A 23774-nucleotide genomic window follows, 5' to 3' on the forward strand; every position below is an offset into this window, starting at 1 on the left:
GCAACCATCCCCGTCTCAAAAAACCACAGGACCACACAGAACTTACTTATAGAATCTGAAAGCCTGACTTCCGGAGGCCCTTCTGTCTCATCACCGAAACCCTTCCCGCCAACAAACCGAGGATGTTGCATGACCCCAGCTTCGCTGCTGCATTTCATTGAGGCCCTCATCTGGTGCGCCCTCCTATTCCTCTCCATCGCTGGCTACGGAGCCCTTCTCCTTCGTCTCTGCAACATCCGTCGCCCTTCCATCACACTCGCCGCCACCAGCGGCTTCGGAGTCGTCGTCTTCCTCGGAGGCTGCCTCAATCTCCTGCACCTGATCGCCGCCCCGATCTTGATAGCCATCACCATCCTCGGCCTTCTCGCCGCGATCCTCCTGCGAATCACGCTCAGCGAAACCAACACACCGACCACACTCACGCCAGTCCAAAAAACCTCCTGGGCCGCCAGCCTCGTCCCGCTCCTCCTGATCCTCACCGCCGTCGTCTTCCTGGTCCGCATCGCCGCGACTGTACACACCCAGTCCTATCAAGCCTCCGACGACTACAACTTCTACCTCGCCGCCCCCGCGAAGATGCTCCAGCTCCACCACTACGCAGCCGATCCCTTCAGCGAGCGCCGCGTCATGTCCAGCATCGGCGGCAACTACTTCCTCCAGACCCTCGTCCTAGCCGTCCTCCCCCTGACCGACGTTCAGATGGCCGACCGCGCCCTCGGCCTCCTTCTTCTCGCCTTCCTCGCCTTCGCTCTGGCCTCCGAGTTCGACCTCACCCCACCCCAACGCGCCGTATTCGCTTTTCTCGTCTTCACAACACCCCAGCTCGTCTTCAACCTCACCTTCGTACTTCTGCCAAGCGCCCTCTTCTTCGCGCTCGTCTACCTCGCAGCCCGTCGCAAACTCCTCGCCGACAACCCAACTCTCCAAGCTCTTCTCCTCGGCGCAACCACCGGTGTCATCGCCACCACCAAATCCACCTACCTCCCTCACGGAGTCATCTTCGTCGCCTGCTTCGCTCTCTTTCAGGCGCGGCGACGTGGCCTCTCCTCAGGCGCAAAGACCCTCCTCCTAGCCGCCCTCTCCTGCCTCATCGTCATGGCTCCGTGGATGATCGCCAGCCACGCCACCTCCGGCACCTGGTTTTACCCGTTACTTGGCAAGGGCTACCAATACAGCACCTACGGCCTCTACCCCGCACCCTCCGGAGCCGGCCTCTCCATCATCCTGCACAAGGTCGTCCCCTTCTGCGCCCCCCTCGCTCTCCTTCTCGTCCTCGAGTGGTTCCTCGGCGACCGCGACGAACAAGGCGAAGCCATTCTCTCCCTCTCCGCCGCCGCCCTCTGCGCCACCTTACTCGTCGGCATCGGCACCGGGGGAGACTCGGTCCGCCGCTACAACTACCCCTGCATCATCCCCGCGATGCTGCTCCTCTACATCGTCTTCAGCCGCCGCCGCAACACCTTTCCCGGCTCCCGCCGCTGGCCCATCCTTCAAACCATCACCCTCCTCTTCATCGCCTACACCGCCATCACCACCTGGCGCAACAAGTTCACCAACGAGTACGACCAGATCCCCATCGGTCTCAAGGCCGGCCTCCGCGACACCCCCATCGTCCCCGCCAGCGTCGCCGCCGAATACGCCGCCGTCCAGCGCGCCATCCCCACCGATGCAGGCGCCCTCGCCACTGTCACCAACAGCTTCCTCTTCGACTACCGCGCCAACCCCATCAGCATCGCCGACTACCCCGGCGCCGCCAGCCTCCCCTCCGGCTGGCCCTCCCGCGGCGATGGCAACGCCTTAGCCGAGTACCTCCTGGCCCACAACCTCCGCTACCTCGTCTGCTCCTACGCCGACTTCGTCGATCTCGACCACGAAGCCGTCAAAGTTCTCCACGACCCCAGCCGTACCCAGTGGATTCACAGCGAACAGGCCATCATCCTCCGTTCCCACCAGCAGTACGCCGAACTAGCCCAGACCCGCCGCCATCTATACGATGATGGCCAAATCTACGTCCTTGACCTAGCGGAGCAACGCTAAACGCCCTGCGCGGGCGGCGGTCACTTCGTGACATGTATACCGGCTCCGCCCGGGCATCCCGATGGTCGGCAAAAATATCTCCTATCGCGACCAACGGGAGCGCCACCCAAAGGGGTATACCCGTCACGAAGTGACCGCACCGCGCGCAGCGGGCCCGGCCGGCAGGCCCCTTAAAACAAACCAAACAATCCTTGACGCCGCCCCAAGCCACCAGTAAGATTAAATCTCGCGCAGTCTCGCGTCTGTACGTCTGTGTCACTACCGTTCCCAGGCGAGTCAGGTCAGTGAGGCATCCGTGGTGGATCCACTGGGAGCAGCTTTCAACATAGCCGCCCCTGAAGCACCCATCGCATAGGTTTGTGCGTAGCCCAGTTCAAGCGGCTTATTCCGCGTGTTTGGAGAGCATTCTCCCTTCCCGCACGCCGCCTTGCTCTGGAACAAACGTTCTTTCGGGCTTTTTCAGCTTTTCCTATTAGCGAACCATCAACGGCACCACTTTCTTCATGCATCAAGCCGAACACTGAAGACGGCAGAAACAAGGAGTAACCCAAGCAATGCCTACCACCATTCCGAGTGGCAAAGATATTAAGCGCAAATGGTACCTGCTCGATGCGAGCGGTAAGACCCTCGGCCGCCTCGCCACACAGGCCGCCTCCGTCCTCGCCGGCAAGACCAACCCGCTCTACACCCCCTACATCGATATGGGCGATCACGTCGTGATCATCAACGCCGAAAAGATCGTGCTGACCGGCCTCAAGTCTGACCAGAAGCTCTACCGCCGCTACACCGGATTCCCCGGTGGTCTTCGCGAAGAGTCCTTCATCAAGCTTCTTGCCCGTCGCCCCGAAGCCATCGTCGAGCAGGCCGTCAAGGGCATGCTTCCCAAGTCCAAGCTCGGTCGCCAGATGGCCACCAAGCTCAAGGTCTACAAGGGAGCCCAGCATCCCCACCTCGCCCAGCAGCCCGTTGCCATGGACTTCCATGCCTCTAACGCGCCCAAGGTTCTCACCTCCAAGGTCATGGTGCCGACTCATCCGGCTCACTCCCTCGAAGGCTAAGCGTCCCCTCCCGATCTACGGGAGCTAACGAAGTTTGGGGCAACAGCCCCGGGTTTTCAAAAGTTCAAGGAGCACCATGGCAGATCTGATTCAGTACTACGGAACCGGCCGTCGCAAGTCCTCGATCGCACGCGTCTTCCTGCGTCCAGGCAGCGGCAAATTCACCGTCAACAAAAAAGAGTGTGACGTCTACTTCGTCACCGCTCAACAGCGCGCCGCCGCCAAGCGGTCGCTCGGCATCGCCGACATCGGCGAGACCTTCGACGTCATCACCACCGTAAAGGGTGGCGGCGTCATGGGCCAGGCCGACGCCGTCAAGCTCGGCATCGCACGCGCCCTCATGGAATTCAACCCCGAGCTCCGCAAGGCGCTCAAGGCAGAAGGCCTCGTTACCCGCGACTCGCGTGGTAAAGAGCGCAAGAAGTACGGTCAGAAGGGCGCTCGCGCTCGCTTCCAGTTCAGCAAGCGATAGAAAAAGCCTTACAGCAAAGTCCTTTGCTGTTGCTTTTGTCTCTCTCTTCAAAGCTGGGACGTATGTTATCCGGAGGAGATTTGGGCTCTCGCTCTTATCTCCTCCGTCGCATCACCCGCAGGCTTAAACCCTTGCGGCAAGGAGTCAAATCTCCCGTACGCGGGATTAATCCAGGCACCGGAGCACCGGTCCGGCTGTCTTAAACCAAGGAGCTACATTGGCAAATATCACTATGAAAGAACTGCTCGAAGCTGGCGTTCACTTCGGGCATCAGACCAAGCGCTGGAACCCCAAGATGAAGGAGTACATCTTCGGCGAGCGCAACGGCATTTACATCATCGACCTCCAGAAGACCCTCAAGATGTTCAAAGAGGCTTCGAAGTTCGTCACCGACCTCACCGCCACCGGCAAGCTCATCCTCTTCGTCGGCACCAAGCGCCAGGCGCAGGACGCCATCGCCGAAGAAGCCACCCGCGCCGGCATGCCCTACATCAATAGCCGCTGGCTCGGTGGTCTCCTCACCAACTGGGTCACCGTGCAGAAGTCCGTCAAGCGCCTCGCCGAACTCGACGACATGTCCACCGACGGCCGCTACGAGCTCCTCACCAAGAAGGAAGTCATCAAGCTCGAGCGCGAGCGCAAGCACCTCTCGACCAACCTCGCCGGTATCAAGACCATGAAGCGCCTTCCCGACGCCCTCTTCATCGTTGACTCCAACAATGAAGCCATCGCCGTCGCCGAAGCCCGCAAACTCGGCATCCCGGTCGTCGCCGTAGTAGACACCAACTGCGACCCCACCGTCGTCGACTACGTCATCCCCGGCAACGACGACGCCCTCCGCGCCATCCGCCTCTTCACCACGAAGATCGCCGATTCCGCCTACGAAGGCGTCCAGATGGTCTCCGAGAAGGCCTTCGCCACCGAGTCCGCTGACGTTCAGCCCCTCGCAGTCTCCCCCGAGTACATCGGCGAAGATGGCGAGATCGAGCCCGGCGAGATCCACGCCGCCGCCGAGCCCGTAGAAGCTGTCGCCGACGAAGACGAAACCGTCGACCTCGCCGCAGTTCTCGGCGGAAACATCCGCAAGGCACCCTCAGCCGCCAGCGAGCCCGAAGCAGAGAACGAATCCATCTCCGCCCAGGCCGCCGTCTAACGCATCTCTTCGTGCCGAGAGGTCGCCACAAGGAAAGGGCAGGGCATTAGCCGTGCCGTAACCGCCTCTTGTTATTTTGGTGGGGGCGCGGGCATTCAGCCCGCGCCCCCTTTCGCAGAAACCGCAACTCCCAAGGAAACTCACCATGACTGAAACCGCCGTAAAGATCGACGCAAAACTCGTCAAAGAACTCCGTGAAAAGTCCGGCGCCCCCATGGGCGACTGCCTCAAGGCCCTTCAGGAAGCCAAGGGTGAAATGGAAGCCGCCTTCGTCGTCCTCCGCAAACGCGGCATGGCCTCGGCCGCCAAGAAGGCTACCCGCACCACCAACGAAGGCGCAGTCGGAACCTACATCCACGCCGGCGGAAAGATCGGTGTCCTCCTCGAGCTCAACTGCGAGTCCGACTTCGTAGCCCGCACCGACGACTTCCAGGAACTCCTCCGCGACGTCGCCATGCACATCGCCGCCGTCGACCCGCGCTTCGTCAGCCGCGAGGATGTCACCGAAGCCGACCTCGAGCGCGAGAAGGATGTCTACCGCGCCCAGGCCGCAGCCTCCGGCAAGCCCGCCGAGATCATCGAGAAGATGCTCACCGGTAAGCTCGCCAAGTTCTACGAAGAGTTCTGCCTCCTCGACCAGCCCTTCATCAAGGAAGCCTCGCAGACCATCGGCCAGCTCATCGCCAGCAAAGTCGCCAAGCTCGGCGAGAACATCAGCGTCCGCCGCTTCGCCCGCTTCAAGGTAGGCGCACCCGACTGGACCGTAGCCCAGGCCAAAGCAGCCACCACCGAAGAAGCCGCCTCTTAATCTGTAACCATCATCGCTACACAAAAAGCCCGGGCCAACAAGCCCGGGCTTTGTTGTTTCATTCTTCATTAGGCGGAATCAACGTTTAGCTCACGTTGGATCAGTCTGGATTCTTGAGAACGAATCGAACGATTACTGCAACAAGTGCGCCCATTGCTCCCACGGGTATTCCCCACAGTAGAACCGGGACCGGCTCAGCTCTAGGTGAAAAGGTATACCCCACGACACAATAGATAACAAAGGCGATATACGTGCCGAAAAACGTTAGCAAAGCAATGCCGAACGTCTTTGCCAGCCATGTTCCCATGTGAGCCATGCTCTCACACCGCGCAAGCTGCCGCCGCCACCTCCCTTGACGTCACCCCCCACCTCCACTAATCTCCAACCATGCACTTCGCCTCTGCAGCCCGTTATTGTTGTCCGTCCAGCCTCTAGGCTGACGACACCTCAGGGCACCACAGAACCCTCCAGATCAATCGTCAGTCGAGCAACCACAAGCGCTCTCATCTCGCCTCGCCAGCGCCGATATCTTCAGTCAACGACGAACAACCTACGGAGACCACACCGATGCGCAAACTCATCAGTCTTTCTCTCACCATCCTCACCCTCATCGCGACCAACGGGAGCGCCAACCGAAGGGGTATACCCGTCACGAAGTGACCGCCCCGCGCGCAGCGGGCATCTATAACGCGAGGAAGAAGCGTAATTCGCGCCATCATCCCACCACGAATTCACCACAAGCCACCATCGAAAAACCACACTCAGGAGACACCACCCGCCATGAGTAAGATCCTCACCGAAGTCCTCTCCGCCAACCAATCCTACGCCGCCACCTTCGGCGAAAAGGCCAACCTCGCCCTCCCGCCAGCCCGCGGATTCGCCATTCTCACCTGTATGGACGCGCGCCTCGACCCCGCCAAATACGCAGGCCTCGCCGAAGGAGACGCCCACGTCATTCGCAACGCCGGCGGCCGCGCCTCGGACGATGCGATACGCTCCCTCGTCATCAGCTACAAACTCCTCGGCACCAAAGAGTTCTTCGTCATCCACCACACCGACTGCGGCATGCAGTTCTTCACCAACGAAGTCATCCGCGGCCTGCTCGCCAACAGCTTAGAAACCGCAGCCCTCACCGCCGAAGGCTTCAAAGACGTAGGCAAAGGCCCAGGCTCCACTGCAGCCGAGTTCGTCGAGTTCCTCACCATCAAGGATCAAGCCGAGTCAGTTCTCGCCGACGTAACTCGCATCCGCACCAGCCCACTCGTACCAAAGTACATCCCCATCTACGGCTACATCTACGACGTAAAATCCGGCAAACTCATCGACGTACCCTCCGCCACCGCAGCCGGACGCGCCGTTTCATAAACCCGCGAAGAAGACTACCACCACCCTCAAGAGCACCCCATCAACGAATGAAACCCGGACGCTGTCCGGGCTTCATCTCAATCCATAGCAAGTTTCTCAGACTGTCGGATTTCTACTGCCAATGCCCGGCTTTCTGCGCATTATCGACAATCGTGTGCGCGTAATCGATATCATGAATTGCACGATTTCGAAGCTGAGCCGCCTGTGGCAGATCTTCTGCATTCTCTAGATCCTTGTGCGCCGACAGAAGCAGCTGATTGGCTTTATCGAAGCGGTCTTTTGGACTTAGGTTCGGGTCGAAACGATAAGAATCATGCAGGGTCTTGTCCTCTTCAATTGACGCCTGCTTGATGTCGGCAACTGCCGCATCGATGTGCATCGTTGCGGCGTCTGCGTCTCTCTTGACCGGAACAGATGCCGGCATCCCTTCGTTCAGATACCGTCGCGCCGCGCGCAGATCGCTTAGTGCATGCTGGTAAGCCGGATGCGGCCCGGCAGGCTGTTGTGCCTTTACCGCTGGCCCCGTTCCTGCCAACAGAACAGCCGCTGCCAGAACTGCAAATCGCATATTCAAAACCATATTGATCTCCTAGTACTTCTTTCAAGGGTGAGGGAAGGATCACATCGTCAATGAGGTCGATCATCGCCTCTACACGCTGCGGCCTTTCGTACGCCGAAGCCGGGCGAAGATACCACGCGACACTGCAGTGGTAGATGCAATGTTGCCCAGCGGGGAAGTCCCCTCTCGAAAAATCGGCCCGGCAGGCGATGAGGTCGGATAAGGTGCTGGCGACCTAAGTAACTGTCCTATGGTGCTCGCAACTCACTCCAGGAAGACTCAACGTGAAGAAACGGAGTATTGCACCAGCACTCCATTCACAAAGTCCGCTTGAACCTTCTCATCCGCGCTCTTATACGTGCATGAGGTCATCGACATTCCATTCTCGGTTCGGTCGTGTGCCTCTACTGCCGGACCAAACATAGCCTCCACCTGCTCTCTGGTCATGCCCTTCTTCAATCCCGACACCTGATCCGCACCCGGGCCTCCAGGACCGCCGGCATTCGGATACACACCACCCGAAGCACCCGCAGCATTACCGGAAAACGACACATACTGCGCCAGGGCATCCTGAATCACCTGAGGCGTCAGCGAATCCCCCATTGCCTTCGTATTCACGCGGATGTTGAACCGAGATCCGCCTTGCTGCCGCTTCATGCCAATCTGATCCGTCCTCCTTGCAGCATCGTCCTGCGCTCTCGCCTGGTTATAGGCATCGCGCCGCTCTCGATCCCTCCTCACATTGTCCAGCTCCCGCTGCAGCGACCGCCGCCTGTCGGGATCGGTCTCATTGCTCAGTTGATTCTCCAACTCCTTCTCGCGGTCGCTCTTGTCCGCAGGCGTAAAGTGCACGGAAGTATCTGTGTTATCTCCTGCCGTCCCGTACCCTCCACCGCCAAGCTGAAACTCGACATTATCCTTGTTCACCTTCACCTTGGTGACCATCGTCGTATCGCCCTTCTGCAACGACACGCCAAACTGCTTCAACCGGTCCCCATAACTCTTCGCATCCAACGTAGGCTGCCGGTTCGGATAAATATCCACTCCCTTCTGTGTCGCCGGCATATCGATCTTCACCGTCACCTGCTTGCCTTCAAAATACGGTGAAAGGGCGTCCGGATTCTGCGCACCCGCGCTCGAAACACAGGCAAATACAACAACAAAGCACATCAGCGAACAAAAGCCCTTAAAGAACCACGGGGATCGACACATAGCATCTCCTCCAGATCAAAATGGCACAAGAAAAAGGGGCCCGCGGACGATGTGGCTGAAGACCGAACTATCATAGCCCGTCCGTTCCAATCCTCCATGTTTTTAACGCTGCGGGTCCGCCAAATTTTGGTCCCCTCAACTGTCGTCACAATTCCTGTCAAGCCCTCGACGATCGAATCCCTGCGCCAATCCAGCAAAATCGCGTGGCGTATGAGTTATGTCGAATCAGTTAAAATAGATTCAGAGACAGAAAAGCCCCGGAGCATTTCTTCCGGGGCTTCTACTCTTTCATGGTTTCGCAAAAGCACTACTGTCTGGTTAGACTGCGGTAGCATGGCTGGCATGGATATTCAGACGATCTTTACGACACCGAAGGAAGATACAACTTGGTATCTGACGGATGTACTCGCCGCCATCGGTCGAGTGATTTTGGAGTTCCTTTGGTGAGCTGCTGGGTTTAGCCAAGGTATTTATTGCCCTCGCAAGCTATTGAAAACAGGTATTTTGCACGTAACCCATTTGGTATGAATATTTTGCAGACACTAACCCGCTGTAACACTAACAAACCAAAGGACATCCTCCTAAAATACCCTCAAGGGGGAGGGGGGAGGGTGCAAAGTAGATGTCACGAACTTCTCTCATCGGCTACATCAGGACAAACAAAAAAGGGGAGCGTAATCGCTCCCCTCTTTTGTTTCGATCAACAGCAACTACTCCCAATGAGCCGTCCGATTCGCATTGTCGACAATCGTATGCGCGTAGTCGATCTCGCCAATTGCACGATTCCGGAGCTGACGCGCCTGCGGTACATCCTCCGCATGCTCCAGATCGCGATGCGCCGCTGCGAGCAGTTCATTTGCCTTGCGGAAACGATCATGCGGGCTCAAACCCGTATCGATGTGGAACGGATCATTCAAGCCCTTGCCATCATCGATCGAAGCGTCTTTGATCATGTTGATCGCAGCATCAATGTGGTGAATCGCCTCATTGTCGTCATGCTTCACCGGACCCCAAGCCCATCCATCGTTCAGGTAGTGACGTGCCGCGCGCAGATCGCTCAGCGCATGCAGGTAAGCCGGGTGGGGTCCCGGAACCTCTCCTGCCTGCACCGTCATCGGCGCCGCTACCACTGCAAAACTAGCGGTCAAAATCATCAAACGAACTTTGTTAAACATCTACCATTCTCCTTGGGCTGCGTCGTATCGTGCCCGCACCCTTCAATACCCACCTTACCCCGCAAAGTTGTGCACAATAGTTACAAGTGCCTCCAAAGTTGTAAACAAATTCTGCATCGAGCCGTCTATGGCCACGAATTTAATCGCCCAATCATCTCCCCACCGCACCATGCGATACTTAGTTCTGACATGTACAAAAGAGTCCTTCTCAAGATCTCAGGCGAAGCTCTGGCCGCAGGTAAGGGTTTTGGTATCGACGCCGTCTTCATCCACAAAATCGCCGCCGAAATAGCCGCCGTTCACGCCCTCGGCTGCGAGATAGGCATCGTCGTCGGCGGAGGCAACTTCTTCCGTGGCGTTGCCCAGCAGGCCATCGACATGGACCGCGTCGCCGCCGACCACATGGGCATGCTCTCCACCGTCATCAACGCCATCGCCCTCCAGGACGCCATCGAGAAGCTAGGCCTCTTCTGCCGTGTCATGTCCGCCATCGAGATGCACGAGGTCGCCGAGCCCTACATCCGGCGCCGCGCCATGCGCCACCTCGAGAAGAACCGCATCGTCATCTTCGCCGCCGGCACCGGGAACCCATTCTTCTCCACCGACACCGCCGCCAGCCTCCGCGCCATGGAGATCAAGGCCGACATACTGCTCAAGGCCACCTCCGTCGACGGCATCTACACCGCCGACCCCAAGGTCGACGATAAAGCCACAAAATTCGAACAGATCACCTATAGCGAGATGCTTCGCCTGAACCTCCGCGTCATGGACACCACTGCAGTATCCCTCTGTCGTGACAACAACATGCCTATGATGGTCTTCAGCATGCGCGAGCCCGGCAACATCGTACGCGTCGTCAGCGGCGAAAAGATCGGCTCCCTGGTCACAGCCTGAGTCGGATGCCCCAGGCAAAGTTCCTCCAACTCCTCATTCGCGAGCAGATCTGCTTTGCCGTTACCGCCTCCTGTTCGCCTGACGTCGAATTTGTCATCTAAATCGCCACTCCCCGCGTCAAATCTTAGGAAACAGCGTTAGACAGTAGAGCCCAGCGGCATCCAATTGAAGCAGGACGAACGTGTGAACCCAATCCTTTTGGAACCAGAGATCGAGCAGCCGCAGACTCCTGTCCCACCACCGGCGGCCGCCACTACTCGAAAGCCGCCTCTGCCGGCTCTCACAGGCATCCGCACCCTGCTCGCCATCTTCATCATTCTCTTCCACTTCACGCCGCCGCACCTCGGCTTCCTCTACCCCATCATCAACAATGGATACGTCTTCGTTGGCGTGTTCTTCCTCATCTCTGGCTACGTGCTCACGTACAACTATGCCGACCGTGCGAAGACCCTAGTCAAGCGTGAGTTTTGGCTGGCCCGCTTCTCCCGCCTCTACCCCGTCTATCTGCTCGTTCTCCTCATCTCCTTCCGCATGGTGCAGGACGAGTGGCACGCCCGCTCCCACTTCGAGTTCTGGCAGGGAATGATCATGACCCCTCTTGTCCTCCAGGGCTGGAGCCCCTCCGTCGCTACCTTCTGGAACACCGTTGCCTGGACCCTGTCGAGTGAAGTCGTCCTCTATGCCGCCTTCCCCTGGCTCATTCGCCTTCCGTGGCCCAAAAAGCCGGCGCGATTGATCCTTCTCCTTATGGCGCTCTGGATCGTCGGCTTAATCCCCCACTCGCTCTACCTCTTGCTCAACCCGGATCACATCGTCGGCCCAGTTGACCGTTACAGTTCCACCCAACTCATCCGATTTCTCAAGTACACCCCACTCCCCTACGTCTGCACCTTCCTCATCGGTGTCACTCTCGGAAAACTCCAGCACGCCCTGACCATCACCTCACGTCAACGCCTGGTGCTCTCCTGCGTCAGCCTGACGCTCGTCGGAGTCTTCTTTTACACCCTCGTTCTTCGCACGCCATACCTCCTGATGCACGGCGGTCTGATGACTCCGGTCTTCGCAGCCCTGATGCTCGGCCTCAGTGGTCCTCATGCGATCTCGGCGGTCTTCTCATGGCGTCCACTATTGCTGATCGGCGAAAGCAGCTACTGCCTCTACCTCCTCCACTTCAATGTCTTCCAATTAATCCACACCTACCACGTACCAGAGCGTCTGCACCTGCTCGCTTTCGACCCGTGGCTCTCCTATGGGATTCTCATCCTGCTTGCTCTGGCTACCTTCCACTTTGTGGAAACCCCTGCTCGTCGGGCGATTCTTAGCCGATTCTCACGCAAAGGCCGCCCCCTTTTGCCTTCTTCTTCTTCCTAAACGAGATCTCCGCGAAAAGGGCAGGTTCGCAAAGCGTTCCGTCCACGAATGAGGCCATCCTAACAATTGCCCAGCAAAAAGCCCCGCGGTTGCGGGGCTTTTTCGTAGAACAGGCTGGATCTACTCGACGATGATCTGTGTCGGATGAGAACCATTCGCTACAGCCACCGCACAGGTAGGCAATGCACCCGACGGGAATGGCGTATTCTGCACCTGCTTCAATGTGCCATTTTGGGGAGCCAGTTGCATCGCCGAGACGTCGCCCTCCAGGTTATTCGAGGTATAGAGATAAATGCCAAGAGCCGGCTCGATCGCCACACACGTCGGACCTGTTCCGGTAGCCGTCGAAGCGGAACCAACTGCCCCCGTCGGATTCCCTGAGTTTTGGTCGATCGTATACGCGCCAACTGTGCCTGACGAGAAGTTCGCAACATACAGGAACTTGCCCCGCGGATCGACCGTTACTCCGACTGGGAATATGCCTGTCGGGAACTGGTTGTTGACCATCGGCGTCAGCGAGCCATCCGCATTGGTTGTATTTCCAAACAACACGTTTTGAGCCTGATCCGTGACATACACGAACCGAGATGAGGGGTCTTCGGCAATGGCACTCGGCGTCGTTCCCGCACCAAAACCAGTCGCCACTGTCTTTCCCGTAGCATCGGTCGTGATCGTTGTGCCGTTCGTAGGAGTTAACGCACCAGTCGACATGTTCTGGGAGAACCCGAGCAACGCAGCCTTCGGTGTCGTCGGTGTCTCTTGATCGATAACGTACACAAATGCAGTTTGGAGGCCCGAGCCCGAACCGTCCGTCAACGTGCAGGTCGGATTTCCCGCATTGTAAGAAGCCGCTGGCTCACAACGAGGACGGCTAACCACAATCCCAACCGGCGTATTGCCAACCGGAACATAGTTGAGAGAGGTCGTCGTTCCAATCGTAGCATTTGCAACGGCCGCTCCCAGCGAACCGTCCTTATTGATCGGGAAGATCGTCACACCGCCTGGCCCAGGCGAGGCAGTCGAGTACAGCTGCTGTCCCTGTGGCCCCAACTGATACTGGAATGTGACGTAAAGAAATGCTCCTGCCGCATCCATTGCAATCGAGGTAGCGTTGCTGCCCGTCACGTTGTAGGTGTTCTGCAGGTAAATCTTTCCATCGGTCCCGATCGCATACTCACCGATGGTCGAATCGTCGTGATTGACGACATAAAGATTCAACCCGTTCGGCGAAGCCACAAGGGTCACAGGATTTCTGCCGGCCGGTATCGGTGAATCCGCCAGCGGCGTTAGCGAACCGATCTGGAAGTCCACCGCGTACGCATTAATCCCACCGTTCGGAGAAGAACTCGTTAGCGGTTTTGCAGTAGTCACATATACATACGCCAGCGTGTAATCACGGCTGCATGCCGTAACGCTCACCAACGCAAAAGATAAAATCGAGGCCACAGTCCCGCGGCCCATCTTATTCCACTTCATGCTTACCTAACTCCGGGGCAAATCGTTTCCGCCCGTTCCTGCTATCCCGATACTCAGGATTCATATGGACATCCTGCCAAGGTTCTCCAGCTGCCGTCCTGCCAGCTAGTCTACGTTTCCGCTTACTGCGAGGCACGTCGCTTGTCCTGTCGCCGTGAAAGTAGATCCTCGGCGTAGATCAGAGAGCGTGCCTGTCGTAGAGATCTGCTTGCCAGTCACCGTCCCATCTCCATTTGACGTATAGACATATTGAAACGAGGGGTCCTCCACCATACAAACCGGTCCCGCGCCCACGGTGTACGGGTTGTTCCCGGGATCGTTCAACTCCTGCAGCTGTCCGGTCGTTTGAATAGTGAACGCTGAAATAGAGCTGTTGGGATTTGTTGTATTGGTCGTCGACTGATTCGCAACATATACAAATTTATTTTTGCTATCAACCAGCGAGTAAACCGGATTTGCCGCCGGAGAGACATTCCCAACCGCTCCGCCTGTAATCGTGTTCAACGAACAAGAGGTGGCGCCGACAGTAAAGGGAAGAATTTGTCCCGGGCTGTTGGCATTGGGAGCGCCTGCATCGGTGATATAGATGTTGCTTCCGCCTGTAATAATCGACGTCGCTCGCACCGCTCCCGAGTTGAACTTCTGCGTTGTCGTCAGCGTCAACTGTCCCGCTGTGCCTACAGCGTAGGGCGAGACCGTCTGGTCGGCCGAGTTCAGCGTAAGCACGCACGAGCCAGCTACAGCCAACATCGTTGGAGTCCCCCCCACAGGGAAGTAAGTAATCTGCAGACCCGTCACCGGATCCTTGATCTGCTGATTCAGCACCAGGGTCAGCCGCCCTGTATTTGGATCAATCGAGAATACAGTGATGTCCCCATTAGAAGGGGCCGGGGGATTGGGGTCGGTCGCAGTCCCGGTCGGCGGCGGAGCCTGCTGGTCCAAGACATACAGGAAATTTCCCGTCGAATCGTGAGCCGCCCATACAGGGTTAGTCCCCTGGCTCTGGAAGCATTGCTGGAAGGTCAATATGCCCTGTCCGCCAACGCTGAACTCGCTGATGCTGCCAGCTGTTCCGCACGGCAAACCCGCGGATGGTCCATTCCCACCGCCCCTGTTGACAACATAAATGAAGCGGCCGCCCGGCTTCACCACGATCGACACCGGGTTCGCCCCACCAGAAGTGAACGGCGAGTGAGGAATCGCCGTCAGATTTCCCGTGAAGTCATCGATCTTGAAGCCTGCGATCTGGTTGTACTGCGTTCCAAGAACCCACATGAACCCAATCGTGCCGCCACCGCACGCCGTCATGCCCAGACCCATCGCTACGGACACTACCAAGGCCATTGATACACGGCCAATCCTGCTCAACTTCATGCGCTTCCTTAATCCTCGCCAATGAACGTCTTCCGTCCACCTTTTGCCGCGAGCAACTCTGTAGGGTACGATTCCTTCGCTTATTGTAGAAGCTGTCGCGACTTTGTGCCACTTATGGCGCTCATTCTGACTGATCTATCCTTCTCGCGGCCAGTCACCACGCCATGGTTACCGCCTACTCCCCGGCCATACAAAACAGATCCTGTCCAAAGATGAACAAGAAGACGGTGTGCCGAACTATGATTACGCCCCCCAAAAACGGCTGATGCCGCCAAGACAAGGCAACGCATCGCAGGGTTGGTGTCCCACCCAAATAAAAAGGGCTCAGGCCAAAGCCCGAACCCTTCATGCTCGCAGCACATTTCCTAGAAGATCTTGAGGTGAATCGTCAGATACTTCTTCGGATCGCTTCGAATCGTCTTCACCAGATCGGTACTCGCCTCTAACAACTTATTCAGGTTTGTGTAGGCGGCATCATCGGTCACCAGCTTACCAAGAGTGCCCCGACCATCATTTACGCCAGTCACCAGCGTATTCACCTGTGTCAGTGTGTTGCTCAGGTCCTGGCGAAACTTAGGATCCTTCAGCATCAAACCCAACCCGCCCTTGCCTGCATCCGCGTCTGCCAGCAACGAGTTCGCGTGAGCCAGAGCCGAGTTCAAATTGTTGTAAAGGGTCTCATCCTTGATGAGCTTGCCCGCAGTCCCTTTGCCAGTGTTGATTCCATCCGCAATATTATCCAGCTTCGCAACAGTGTCGTTCAGCCGGTTGTACAGCGAATCATCGGTCAACAACTTGCCGACCGACCCTTGCCCAGCATTCAGATTCTTCGTAAGCTTCTGCAGTTGATCGACAGTACTATTCACCTTGTTAATCAGATCAGGATTATTGATCAGCTGCCCAATGGTGCCCTTCCCAGACTGAATGTTGTCGACGATGACATTAGCCTTCGCCAGAATTACATTCAGGCTCTCAATCGTCCCCTGGCTCGCCTTCACCACATCGGTCAAGCTGGGCGTCTCCAGCGTCTTCAATACATCCCCGTCCTGTAATGGTGGCCCGACGGCAAACTGGCTATTGATATCCACTACCGTATCGCCCAGCACTCCCACCGTCGACAGCGACGCCTTCGAGTCTTTCTTCAGGTTGGTGGCGAACTTTTCGTTCATCTTCATCACCACCTTCACCGGAGTCAGCTTGTGCTCGGGCGCATTATCGATCGTTACTGCCTTCACTGTCCCTATCGTCACGCCCTCCAGATTCACCGCTGCCCCTGTCTTCAGCCCGGCCGAGTTCGCGAAGAACGTCGTAACTGTCAACTTATGCGAGAAAATTCCCAGCCCCGACGAACTCGTCATCAGGAACAACAGCGTCACCAGCACTATCGTCGAAATCAGTACAATCACGCCCACCTTCAACTGCGACCATCGGACCTCCTGCTGGCTGGGCATAGCTCTCCTTTAAAATCGTTTATGCAGCAATCCACCGACACGGCGTCACACCGCCGCCTCCCACCTCTAGCGCAATCAGGATGTCAGTAACTAGGAGAATACATTACCCTCCCGTCCATCGACCCGAGAAAACTTTAGGGGATCGCGTCGTGTTAAAGTACTCGATCCCCAATGGATGCACGAAGCGATCTAATGGTTTCTATTGGTTTCAACTTCCACAACCTGTTGAGCTTCAATCCTCCACCACCACGACGGCCATCGCCAACTCGCGGCTATGGGTCAGGCTTAGTTGCAACCTGCGCACCCCCATCGCCCCCGCCAGCTCCGCAGCACGCCCGCTCAAGTGCAGCGTAGGCCGGCCACTCGCCTCGCGCCGGACTTCAAGTTCTTTCCACGTAACTCCCCGGCTGATCCCTGTTCCAAGTGCCTTCGCCCCCGCCTCTTTCGCCGCAAACCGAGCAGCAAAGCTCTCAGCCGCATTCTTCTTCTTACGCAGGCAATAGGCGATCTCTCCTGTAGTGAAAACCCGCTCCAAAAACCTGTCGCCGAACCGTTCGATGCTCACTTCGATCCGTTTCGTCTCCATCAGATCCGTCCCCACTCCAAGCACCATAGAAACCTCGCTGACACTATCCTCCTACACTCGCCGAGCCAACAGAACGCAAACCGCAAGGAAGGGATCAGATTCTCGAATCCCTATCCCAAGTCATCTCTTTTCAACATCATCAAATCCGAAAATTCACATGACCACCGTACCCCACCCAAGACTCACGCTTCCCCCCTCCCCTTCCGATGAACAGGCTATCGGCAAGCACACTTCGATCGGCAGAGGCTCAAACATCCCATGCAATCGCTTGATATTCAGGGCTTCAGCTACGAAGAGCGCCAAGGTATTCTGCCCTCGCTCACCTCAGCCTTTGCAGACTGCGGAGGTTGGATACTCAATCGCAAAACCCTCTCTCCCACCACCATGGAGTTCCGCGTCGAGATTCAACTCCGCGCCGTTATCGACCTCTACGCATCCATCATCGCCTCGGGCCTCGAGCTCACCCGCGCCGGGCACCTCGGCTTCACCCACCTCTGCACCTGTAGAAAAAACCTCACCACCCCAGCTGACCTTGGCCAGATCGTGACTATACGTCTCGAGATCAGCTTCCTCGAAGACGCCACCCTTCAGTCTCTCTTTCTCTCTGCCGGAGACCGCGCATGACCTCCCGTGCATCAGGACTAATGCACGTCTAGCTTCCTTGGTTTCTGCCCCCAAAGTCCCAGCCGGAATGGCACTCCTACCGAGAACTGCAAATTCGGCGTATCCGGTGTCAGTCCGACGCCAAAGCTGAGATCGATCGTTCGCCCTGGCGCATAGACATAGCTTGTTCCCAGCCGCAGCGAACCCTCCACTAGGTACGACGCCGGAATATCTACTCCGTTCAACGTGGTGCTGCGCGTAAATCGTTGATCCCATCCCACCGTCATCGACACTTCCGGATTCAACGCCAGAATAGAGCCTAACTGGAAACCAATTGCATCACCTGGGTTGAAGTGTCCTACCATCGTCGCCGCAGGGTTGTTCGGATCGTTTGCCGAAACAGTATGATTGCCTTTCAAGTTCGCCGTATAGGAAAGATTGCCAAAGAAGACCACAGGGTCGCTGGACTTCGCCAACGTCAGATTTCCCTGTATCGCATTGAACCCGGTTCCAAGCGCCACCTGGCTGCTCTGCAGGTTATAGGGATCTTTTCCCGTCGTTGACTTGAAGCGAACGTTCGCCAGCATATCGGGAACTTTTCCATGTTCGGTCGTTAGCTGTCGTGAAAGCCCTGCACCGATATCGCCCAGCCCAAAGCTGCTCGATGACGTCTGAACATTGTTGGCATCCACCGTCCGAATCAGTTCATATCCGTAAGGAACCGTGAACTCACCTTGGAACTTATGCGGTAGCCCGAGTCTCGCTGTCATATTCGGCAACAGGTAGTCTTCCCGCACACGCTCTGAAGCGATGTCGCCCACCACCAGCACCGGCAGCAATGCAAACCCATTGACCGTCACATGGTCCGACGAGGCGCTGAAATAAGAGGTCGTATTATCGATCTCCAGCGTCCCGGAAGGTAGCAGCAATCCCCCACGCACAATCAGAGCCTGGTCAAGGGCCTCCGTCGCCTGGCGCTCCGTGGTGTCGTAGGTCGAGGTCGACACCACTGAATTAATCACGCGACTGCTTGAAGCAGCCGGCAATGTAGGACGCTCATCCGCTCTGGGCGGTGTGGTATATCCACCATTGACGCGCCACTCCAACTCATTCATTCGCTCCAACAGATTGCGGATGATGGCATCGCGCTCTCGCAGGGCCTCCTGGAGTTTCAGCTCCGTTGGATCTTTCCCCGGGGTCGTGGCCTTGGCGACCTCCTGTGGCTGCGATTGCCCTTTAGTGGGTGTGGTCTGGGCCAGCAGCGGTCCCGCGCCGACCGCTATCAACGCAACGCCTGGTAAAAATCTTCGCAGCAACATTGACTCACCTTTCACTCAGTACAAATAGTTGCTCGGAGCCACTACCCCGATCTTGCGCGAGATCAACGATTCATCCGGCACCAGCCCAGCCGCAGCGGGTAGATTTCTTTCCCCAATCATTCTGTCGTCCGGTGGATGAACAACGAACACAATGCCGTTCTTCCATAGCGCCTGGAACCGATCCACCCGCATCGTCATATTGCCGAAGCCCGGATCGCCCAAAATCACATGCCCGGCGTAGATCCCTTTCACCACCACAAAGTGATCGAAGCCCTTCACTCTGATCGGCGTTATCACGGAGGTCTTTTCCAGTGCCAGATCCTCGATAGACATGCCGCTGAAAGCCTCAGCGTGGTATCCGCGAGCCTCGGCAAAGTGTTTCAAGTCCAGCAGAGAAAATCCGCCGCGTGCGCGCACGCGGCCGGCGTCCACGCGATGCAAAAGCCAAACCACGATCGAAGTCTCGGGCGTATTGTCTTTGAAGTCGTAAGTAAGCAGCGTGCTCAACGCCGCAGCGCCGCAACTCACATCCCAGCGCTGCTTCACCACGCCCTCGTCACGAATCTCTTTCAGGCTTCGAATGTTCTTGCTTCCCTGCACCCCCGTCGCTGTGCCATGACTCTGGCCGCGTGCGGGGGCGGGGAAGAGAACGACGCTCACCAATCCAGCAAAAAATATGGACCGAAAGCAGTTCATCAGTGTTTTCCGTTCAGATTGGACTGCACGATAGACCCAACCGTCGAGTTCAGATTGACGTTCAGGTTCAGCAGCACATTAATGTTAGAGTTCACCGCGTTGATGTTGACTAGCGAACTCAGATTCTGTTGCGCGCTGCCGTTCAACGTCAACGTGCCCATGTTGGTCGTTGAGGTCAGCGGCCCGGTCAACACCTGCAACGTACCCGCACCTGTCACCAGGCCGTTCGCAGTCGCTGCCGATCCTTGAAACTGCACGACTCCATTTGACAAACTCGCTGAAACGCCCGCTGCCGTGACTCGATCCATGGCAGCGTCGTTCAGCGGTTGGCCCGCATGCTTGGTTGAGCTTTGGGCCAGTCCTGCAGTCGTTAGCAGCGCAAGACTCGCGATCACAAAAAGACGACGCATACATCCTCCTTGAAGCCGAGTAAAAGCACAGGCAGGAGCTCCACCGCTAGTGCGGAGCCCCGTCCTGTCGTCGTTTTTAGTGAGACTGCGAAATGCTGTTGACCTGAGTCAAGGTTGGAACCGGATTCATGCCTGTCGAGTGCGCAACGTTCACGCCATTCGCAACCATGCCGCCGGCCGCATTTACGATGTTGATCGCCTTCGCGTTCGCCTCTGCTGAACCGGCAAGCGAAATGCTGTAGGCATTGGTGTCGGTAATGGTCGATCCGTCTACTGCAATGTTTGTCGCAGTGGCGTCAGCGAGAGTCACAGCACCCTCGACGTCCTTCGTCACGGCAGTGTTCTTCACAGCCGAATACGACTTCGAGTCAGACGCACTTGTCGTCAGGCTCGCGGCGTCGCTGGTAGCGAAGTCATCGGAAGAAGACACATTGTGAGTTAGAGAAGAGTTCTTGGCGAGGCTGATGCTTTTCGTGCTCGTTGCGTTGGACGCCTCGCTGGCCTGCTCAGCCTTCATGCCAGAAGCAGATTCACTCTCTTGAGCGGCTTCCGAAGACGACTTATTGGTTGCAAAGTTGTCTGTCGTTGCGCCGTTTGCAGCGAGGGTCTTGTTGGAAGAGGCGTTCAGAGCACCGTTGAGAGAGGCGGCGTCGGTTGAGGAGGTCGTGTTTGTGGCAGAACCGTTACCGGTCGCGTTGAACGACGATCCACCATTCGCTGCACGGGTGTTGTTAGCTGCGGTGCCAACCGTTCCCGAGCTGCTTCCGCCACTCGAAGAGGTGTTGTTCGAAGTCGAGTTGCCAACTGTAGAAGCACTCCCTCCGGGATCAGCCGATGCGCCGTTCGCAGTGAAACCACCGCTCGCGGTGCCATTGGCGCTCTTTGCTGCGTTCGCCGCTGTGGTCAGGGTAGCGCCAAGTGACTGAGTCGAACCTGCCGTCAAAGAAGCGTTCGTGGCGAACGCGTTGGTCGTGCCGCTGGACTTGCTGGCATTCGCCGCAGCCGAAGCCGACTCAGTCGCCGACGAACTCTTGCTTGCACTGGCATTCTGAGCAAAGCTCTTGCTGCTGTCGAACGTGTCCGTCGAGCTCTTCGTCTTGGACAGGTCGTTGGTATAAGCCTTGCTATTTGTGGTGCTGCTGTTTTCCGCAGCGTCAAGACTCGCCGAGGAGCTGCTCATCTTGCTCACGTTCGAGCTCTTGTTCACCGTCAGCTGGCTGTTTTTTCCGCGGTGGTAGCTGCCCAGTGTTGCCGTCGCATTTTCAGATTGAGAGATGGAGTTTTCCTGCCCAACATCGGATCCCTTGCCGGAAGTAGCACTGGTGTCATAAACGTTGACGCCATTCGCGACCAGGCTATCAGTCGAGTTCACGATGTTGATGCCGGCGGCAGTATTCAACGAGCTTCCAGCGAGACTCACCGCGCCTGAGTTGCTTTCAGTGACGGTTGAGTTGTTGGCCGCGATTGAAGTGTTCTCTTCTCCGGCGGCGGTAACTTTGTCCATCTGGCTATCACGCATTGCCTGCTTTGCATGTTTGTCGTTCGATTGGTTGGGCTTGTTCTGGCCAAAGGCGGAGCCGCCGACGAGAACCGATGCGGTAACGAGAGTGCAAGCTAATTTGTTCACTTCTGCCTCCTGGGCATTGTTGGGCGAACGCGTCCGTCTGCGCAGCAAGGCCGGCTGCGTAGGGGACAATTTTTGACGCACCACACTGCAAACGCGCCGAAAGCGAATCGACGCAGCTGGGTCGTCACGGGATGTTGGGATTAAGGCTTCAACTCAAGCTGAAATGAAACCAGCGCAAAACGTAAAAAGCGAAGGACTGCATGCGATGAGACTGTTCGTTCAAGCCAATCGCGTTCAATGTTGTTCGTGCGTGAAGCCCGTTATTACTAATGAATGTCATCTCTGTCTTGCGTTGATATAGTGCACGACAGATAGAGCCCGTTTCAGAAGTATTCGTCCGACTTCCGACACTCCCATATATGCAATCCATCTGCCAACGTTTTTCCCCGCATTCCACAGGAGATTTCGCATTGCTTTTTCTCACCATGCAGCAACTTGCAATTTTCAAGGGAAAAGTTCGGTCGCAGCACATACCACTGCAGTAATTCATTTGCATAGACCTGCGGTAACTTAACGCCGTTCACTGCTGTAACGCCTCTATCTCAAGTCTTCGATCAGCGCCCAAGTTCCACGACCGTCTTCCGGTGCAGCAGACTATCAGAGTCACCAATCACCAATACGCCCGGCTGCTTCCACCCATGCGTCAAGACCAGCCTCAAGCCCGTGGCATCGCCCGCCACCTTGAACACCGGCTGACTCAACACCGAGTCTCCTCCGGCTACCTTTGCTGTCAGCCCCACTCCATTGACTCCAGTCGACTCCTCCCATCGCCGCCCCTGCGCATCCACCAGATAAGCCCGCATCAATCCATCACTCTCTGCCATGCGTCCCCGATTTGTAACCCGAACTGTCACTCGAATAAGCCGCTGCTCATCGTGAATCAAAAATCCTTTCACTTCCTCTACCCCGGTCACCGTAAAACACATATCGTCGAAACATTGCGGCTGCCCGACTGCCAGTACCTTCTGCTTCTGCACCAGCGAAACTCCTAACAGCACCACGAGATACATCGCCCAGACTCCGGCCAACCACGCTAATCCACGACGCACTCGAAGCTGTTCGCCCCGCAACCGCGACAATCCAACCCCAGATAATCCCAGGGTCGTCCAGCCTGCCAATCCCCACATCAAAAGCTCCGTTGGCCTCACTCCCGACCCCATTCGCGATAAACTTCATAGACATACATGTCTTCTCATTCTTCCACGTTGTCCCCTCAGCCCGACTCCTCCTCCACAACGCTTTTACACTCGACGCCCGGTGGCACCGCCCCAACGCCCGTCATCCTCGCCCGCGATCTGGGCAAAACCTATCGCTCCGGCAAGCTCGAGGTGCCTGCTCTCCGAAGGGTCAACTTCGCCATCACCCCAGGCGAATTCGTTGCCATCGTCGGCCCTTCAGGCTCCGGAAAATCCACTCTCTTCTATATCCTCGGTGGACTCACCGGAGCCACGACCGGCTCGGTCCTCATCGACGGCGTCGACTTCGCCACCCTCACCGACGCCGAGCGCACCCGCACCCGCCGTGCCAAGATTGGTTTCATCTTCCAGCGTTTCAACCTCTTACCCACCCTCTCTGCGATGGGCAACATCGAGATAGCCCACGACATCGCCAACCTCGGCGCCACCACCAAGCGAGAGCTCGACCGTCCCCTCCTCACGCACCTTACCGAGATGCTCGGCATCCAGGGCCGCCTCGACCATCGTCCCAACGAGCTATCCGGCGGCGAGCAACAACGCGTAGCCATCGCTCGTGCCCTGATCAACCGCCCTGCCATCGTCCTTGCCGATGAGCCAACAGGCAACCTGGACACAAAAAACTCCGACGCCGTGCTCAAGATGCTCCGCCAGTCCAGCCGCGAGCTCAACCAGACCGTCCTCATGATCACCCACAACCCCGAGGCCGCCCAGATCGCGGATCGCATCCTCCACATGCGCGATGGCGAAATCACTCATATTGAGACTGTTACGCGTTAACATCCTTACGACCACCACTCCATACTTCCCAAAAGTAGTTACGAATTCTAAATCAAAATGGTAACTACCAAACTGGTTACCTACACGAAAACCCTCGAAAGTACTGCGCAAATCGCATAGGACGAATCACTTTAAAATTGAAGTAGATACTGCGT

The 23774-nt window shown here is 57.1% G+C and carries 22 protein-coding genes; 10 read left to right on the forward strand and 12 right to left on the reverse strand.

Annotated elements, in window-relative coordinates; translation table 11 throughout:
* Window positions 1-129: 129 nt before the first annotated feature.
* The 6 genes from RBB76_RS13235 to RBB76_RS13260 all read left to right on the forward strand — a co-directional run bounded on the left by RBB76_RS13235 (window position 130) and on the right by RBB76_RS13260 (window position 6893).
* Window positions 130-2037: a hypothetical protein gene (locus tag RBB76_RS13235; RefSeq protein ID WP_429631398.1), complete on the forward strand. Its 1908-nt coding sequence runs from the start codon at window positions 130-132 to the stop codon at window positions 2035-2037.
* Between the two features lie 554 nt (window positions 2038-2591).
* The gene (rplM, locus tag RBB76_RS13240; RefSeq protein ID WP_429631396.1) at window positions 2592-3095 is read left to right on the forward strand and encodes a 50S ribosomal protein L13; all 504 of its coding nucleotides are present in this window, start codon (window positions 2592-2594) and stop codon (window positions 3093-3095) included.
* Between the two features lie 76 nt (window positions 3096-3171).
* The gene (rpsI, locus tag RBB76_RS13245) at window positions 3172-3567 is read left to right on the forward strand and encodes a 30S ribosomal protein S9 (RefSeq protein WP_353063949.1); all 396 of its coding nucleotides are present in this window, start codon (window positions 3172-3174) and stop codon (window positions 3565-3567) included.
* A 217-nt stretch (window positions 3568-3784) separates the two neighbouring features.
* On the forward strand, window positions 3785-4720 hold the full coding sequence (rpsB, locus tag RBB76_RS13250) for a 30S ribosomal protein S2 (protein WP_429631394.1): 936 nt from the start codon (window positions 3785-3787) through the stop codon (window positions 4718-4720).
* Between the two features lie 145 nt (window positions 4721-4865).
* The gene (locus RBB76_RS13255) at window positions 4866-5528 is read left to right on the forward strand and encodes a translation elongation factor Ts (RefSeq protein ID WP_429631392.1); all 663 of its coding nucleotides are present in this window, start codon (window positions 4866-4868) and stop codon (window positions 5526-5528) included.
* A gap of 780 nt (window positions 5529-6308) precedes the next feature.
* Window positions 6309-6893 (forward strand): beta-class carbonic anhydrase, encoded by a 585-nt coding sequence (locus RBB76_RS13260; protein ID WP_429631390.1) that lies wholly within the window; start codon window positions 6309-6311, stop codon window positions 6891-6893.
* Window positions 6894-7005: 112 nt separating this feature from the next.
* On the opposite strand, the gene RBB76_RS13265 is transcribed toward RBB76_RS13260, so the two are convergent.
* From RBB76_RS13265 to RBB76_RS13275, 3 genes are all read right to left on the reverse strand, one after another.
* On the reverse strand, window positions 7006-7473 hold the full coding sequence (locus RBB76_RS13265; RefSeq protein ID WP_429631388.1) for a hypothetical protein: 468 nt from the start codon (window positions 7471-7473) through the stop codon (window positions 7006-7008).
* A 258-nt stretch (window positions 7474-7731) separates the two neighbouring features.
* Window positions 7732-8664 carry a hypothetical protein gene (locus RBB76_RS13270; RefSeq protein WP_429631386.1) on the reverse strand — a complete coding sequence of 311 codons (933 nt, stop codon included), beginning with the start codon at window positions 8662-8664 and terminating at the stop codon, window positions 7732-7734.
* Between the two features lie 710 nt (window positions 8665-9374).
* The gene (locus RBB76_RS13275; protein WP_429631384.1) at window positions 9375-9839 is read right to left on the reverse strand and encodes a hypothetical protein; all 465 of its coding nucleotides are present in this window, start codon (window positions 9837-9839) and stop codon (window positions 9375-9377) included.
* A gap of 189 nt (window positions 9840-10028) precedes the next feature.
* On the opposite strand from RBB76_RS13275, the gene pyrH reads away from it, so the two are divergent.
* Together pyrH and RBB76_RS13285 are read left to right on the forward strand one after the other, a co-directional pair.
* A complete protein-coding gene (pyrH, locus tag RBB76_RS13280; protein ID WP_429631382.1) occupies window positions 10029-10733 on the forward strand; it encodes a UMP kinase in 705 nt (234 codons plus the stop codon).
* A gap of 183 nt (window positions 10734-10916) precedes the next feature.
* Window positions 10917-12104: an acyltransferase family protein gene (locus tag RBB76_RS13285; RefSeq protein ID WP_429631380.1), complete on the forward strand. Its 1188-nt coding sequence runs from the start codon at window positions 10917-10919 to the stop codon at window positions 12102-12104.
* Window positions 12105-12224: 120 nt separating this feature from the next.
* Here the strand turns inward: RBB76_RS13285 and RBB76_RS13290 are convergent, their stop codons facing one another.
* From RBB76_RS13290 to acpS, 4 genes are all read right to left on the reverse strand, one after another.
* Complete coding sequence (locus RBB76_RS13290) at window positions 12225-13580, reverse strand: lactonase family protein (protein ID WP_429631378.1); 1356 nt, start codon at window positions 13578-13580, stop codon at window positions 12225-12227.
* A gap of 105 nt (window positions 13581-13685) precedes the next feature.
* Window positions 13686-14924 carry a beta-propeller fold lactonase family protein gene (locus RBB76_RS13295; protein ID WP_429631376.1) on the reverse strand — a complete coding sequence of 413 codons (1239 nt, stop codon included), beginning with the start codon at window positions 14922-14924 and terminating at the stop codon, window positions 13686-13688.
* Window positions 14925-15319: 395 nt separating this feature from the next.
* A complete protein-coding gene (locus RBB76_RS13300) occupies window positions 15320-16405 on the reverse strand; it encodes an MlaD family protein (RefSeq protein ID WP_429631374.1) in 1086 nt (361 codons plus the stop codon).
* Window positions 16406-16637: 232 nt separating this feature from the next.
* Window positions 16638-17018: a holo-ACP synthase gene (gene acpS / locus RBB76_RS13305; protein ID WP_429631372.1), complete on the reverse strand. Its 381-nt coding sequence runs from the start codon at window positions 17016-17018 to the stop codon at window positions 16638-16640.
* Window positions 17019-17249: 231 nt separating this feature from the next.
* On the opposite strand from acpS, the gene RBB76_RS13310 reads away from it, so the two are divergent.
* Window positions 17250-17615 (forward strand): hypothetical protein, encoded by a 366-nt coding sequence (locus tag RBB76_RS13310; RefSeq protein WP_353063935.1) that lies wholly within the window; start codon window positions 17250-17252, stop codon window positions 17613-17615.
* Between the two features lie 17 nt (window positions 17616-17632).
* Here the strand turns inward: RBB76_RS13310 and RBB76_RS13315 are convergent, their stop codons facing one another.
* The 5 genes from RBB76_RS13315 to RBB76_RS13335 all read right to left on the reverse strand — a co-directional run bounded on the left by RBB76_RS13315 (window position 17633) and on the right by RBB76_RS13335 (window position 22773).
* Window positions 17633-18913: a transporter gene (locus RBB76_RS13315; protein ID WP_429631370.1), complete on the reverse strand. Its 1281-nt coding sequence runs from the start codon at window positions 18911-18913 to the stop codon at window positions 17633-17635.
* Between the two features lie 15 nt (window positions 18914-18928).
* Window positions 18929-19609, reverse strand: a complete 681-nt coding sequence (locus RBB76_RS13320; protein ID WP_429631368.1) for a C39 family peptidase — start codon at window positions 19607-19609, stop codon at window positions 18929-18931.
* On the reverse strand, window positions 19609-20019 hold the full coding sequence (locus RBB76_RS13325; RefSeq protein ID WP_429631366.1) for a hypothetical protein: 411 nt from the start codon (window positions 20017-20019) through the stop codon (window positions 19609-19611). The genes RBB76_RS13320 and RBB76_RS13325 overlap by 1 nt, the downstream gene beginning before the upstream one ends.
* A 76-nt stretch (window positions 20020-20095) precedes the next feature.
* A complete protein-coding gene (locus RBB76_RS13330) occupies window positions 20096-21646 on the reverse strand; it encodes a hypothetical protein (protein ID WP_429631364.1) in 1551 nt (516 codons plus the stop codon).
* 554 nt (window positions 21647-22200) lie between these two features.
* Window positions 22201-22773 (reverse strand): hypothetical protein, encoded by a 573-nt coding sequence (locus RBB76_RS13335; RefSeq protein WP_429631362.1) that lies wholly within the window; start codon window positions 22771-22773, stop codon window positions 22201-22203.
* Window positions 22774-22830: 57 nt separating this feature from the next.
* On the opposite strand from RBB76_RS13335, the gene RBB76_RS13340 reads away from it, so the two are divergent.
* Window positions 22831-23619, forward strand: a complete 789-nt coding sequence (locus RBB76_RS13340) for an ABC transporter ATP-binding protein (protein WP_429631360.1) — start codon at window positions 22831-22833, stop codon at window positions 23617-23619.
* Window positions 23620-23774: the final 155 nt, after the last annotated feature.

The organism is Tunturiibacter psychrotolerans (assembly GCF_051013365.1).
GTDB classification, from domain to species: Bacteria; Acidobacteriota; Terriglobia; order Terriglobales; family Acidobacteriaceae; genus Edaphobacter; species Edaphobacter psychrotolerans_A.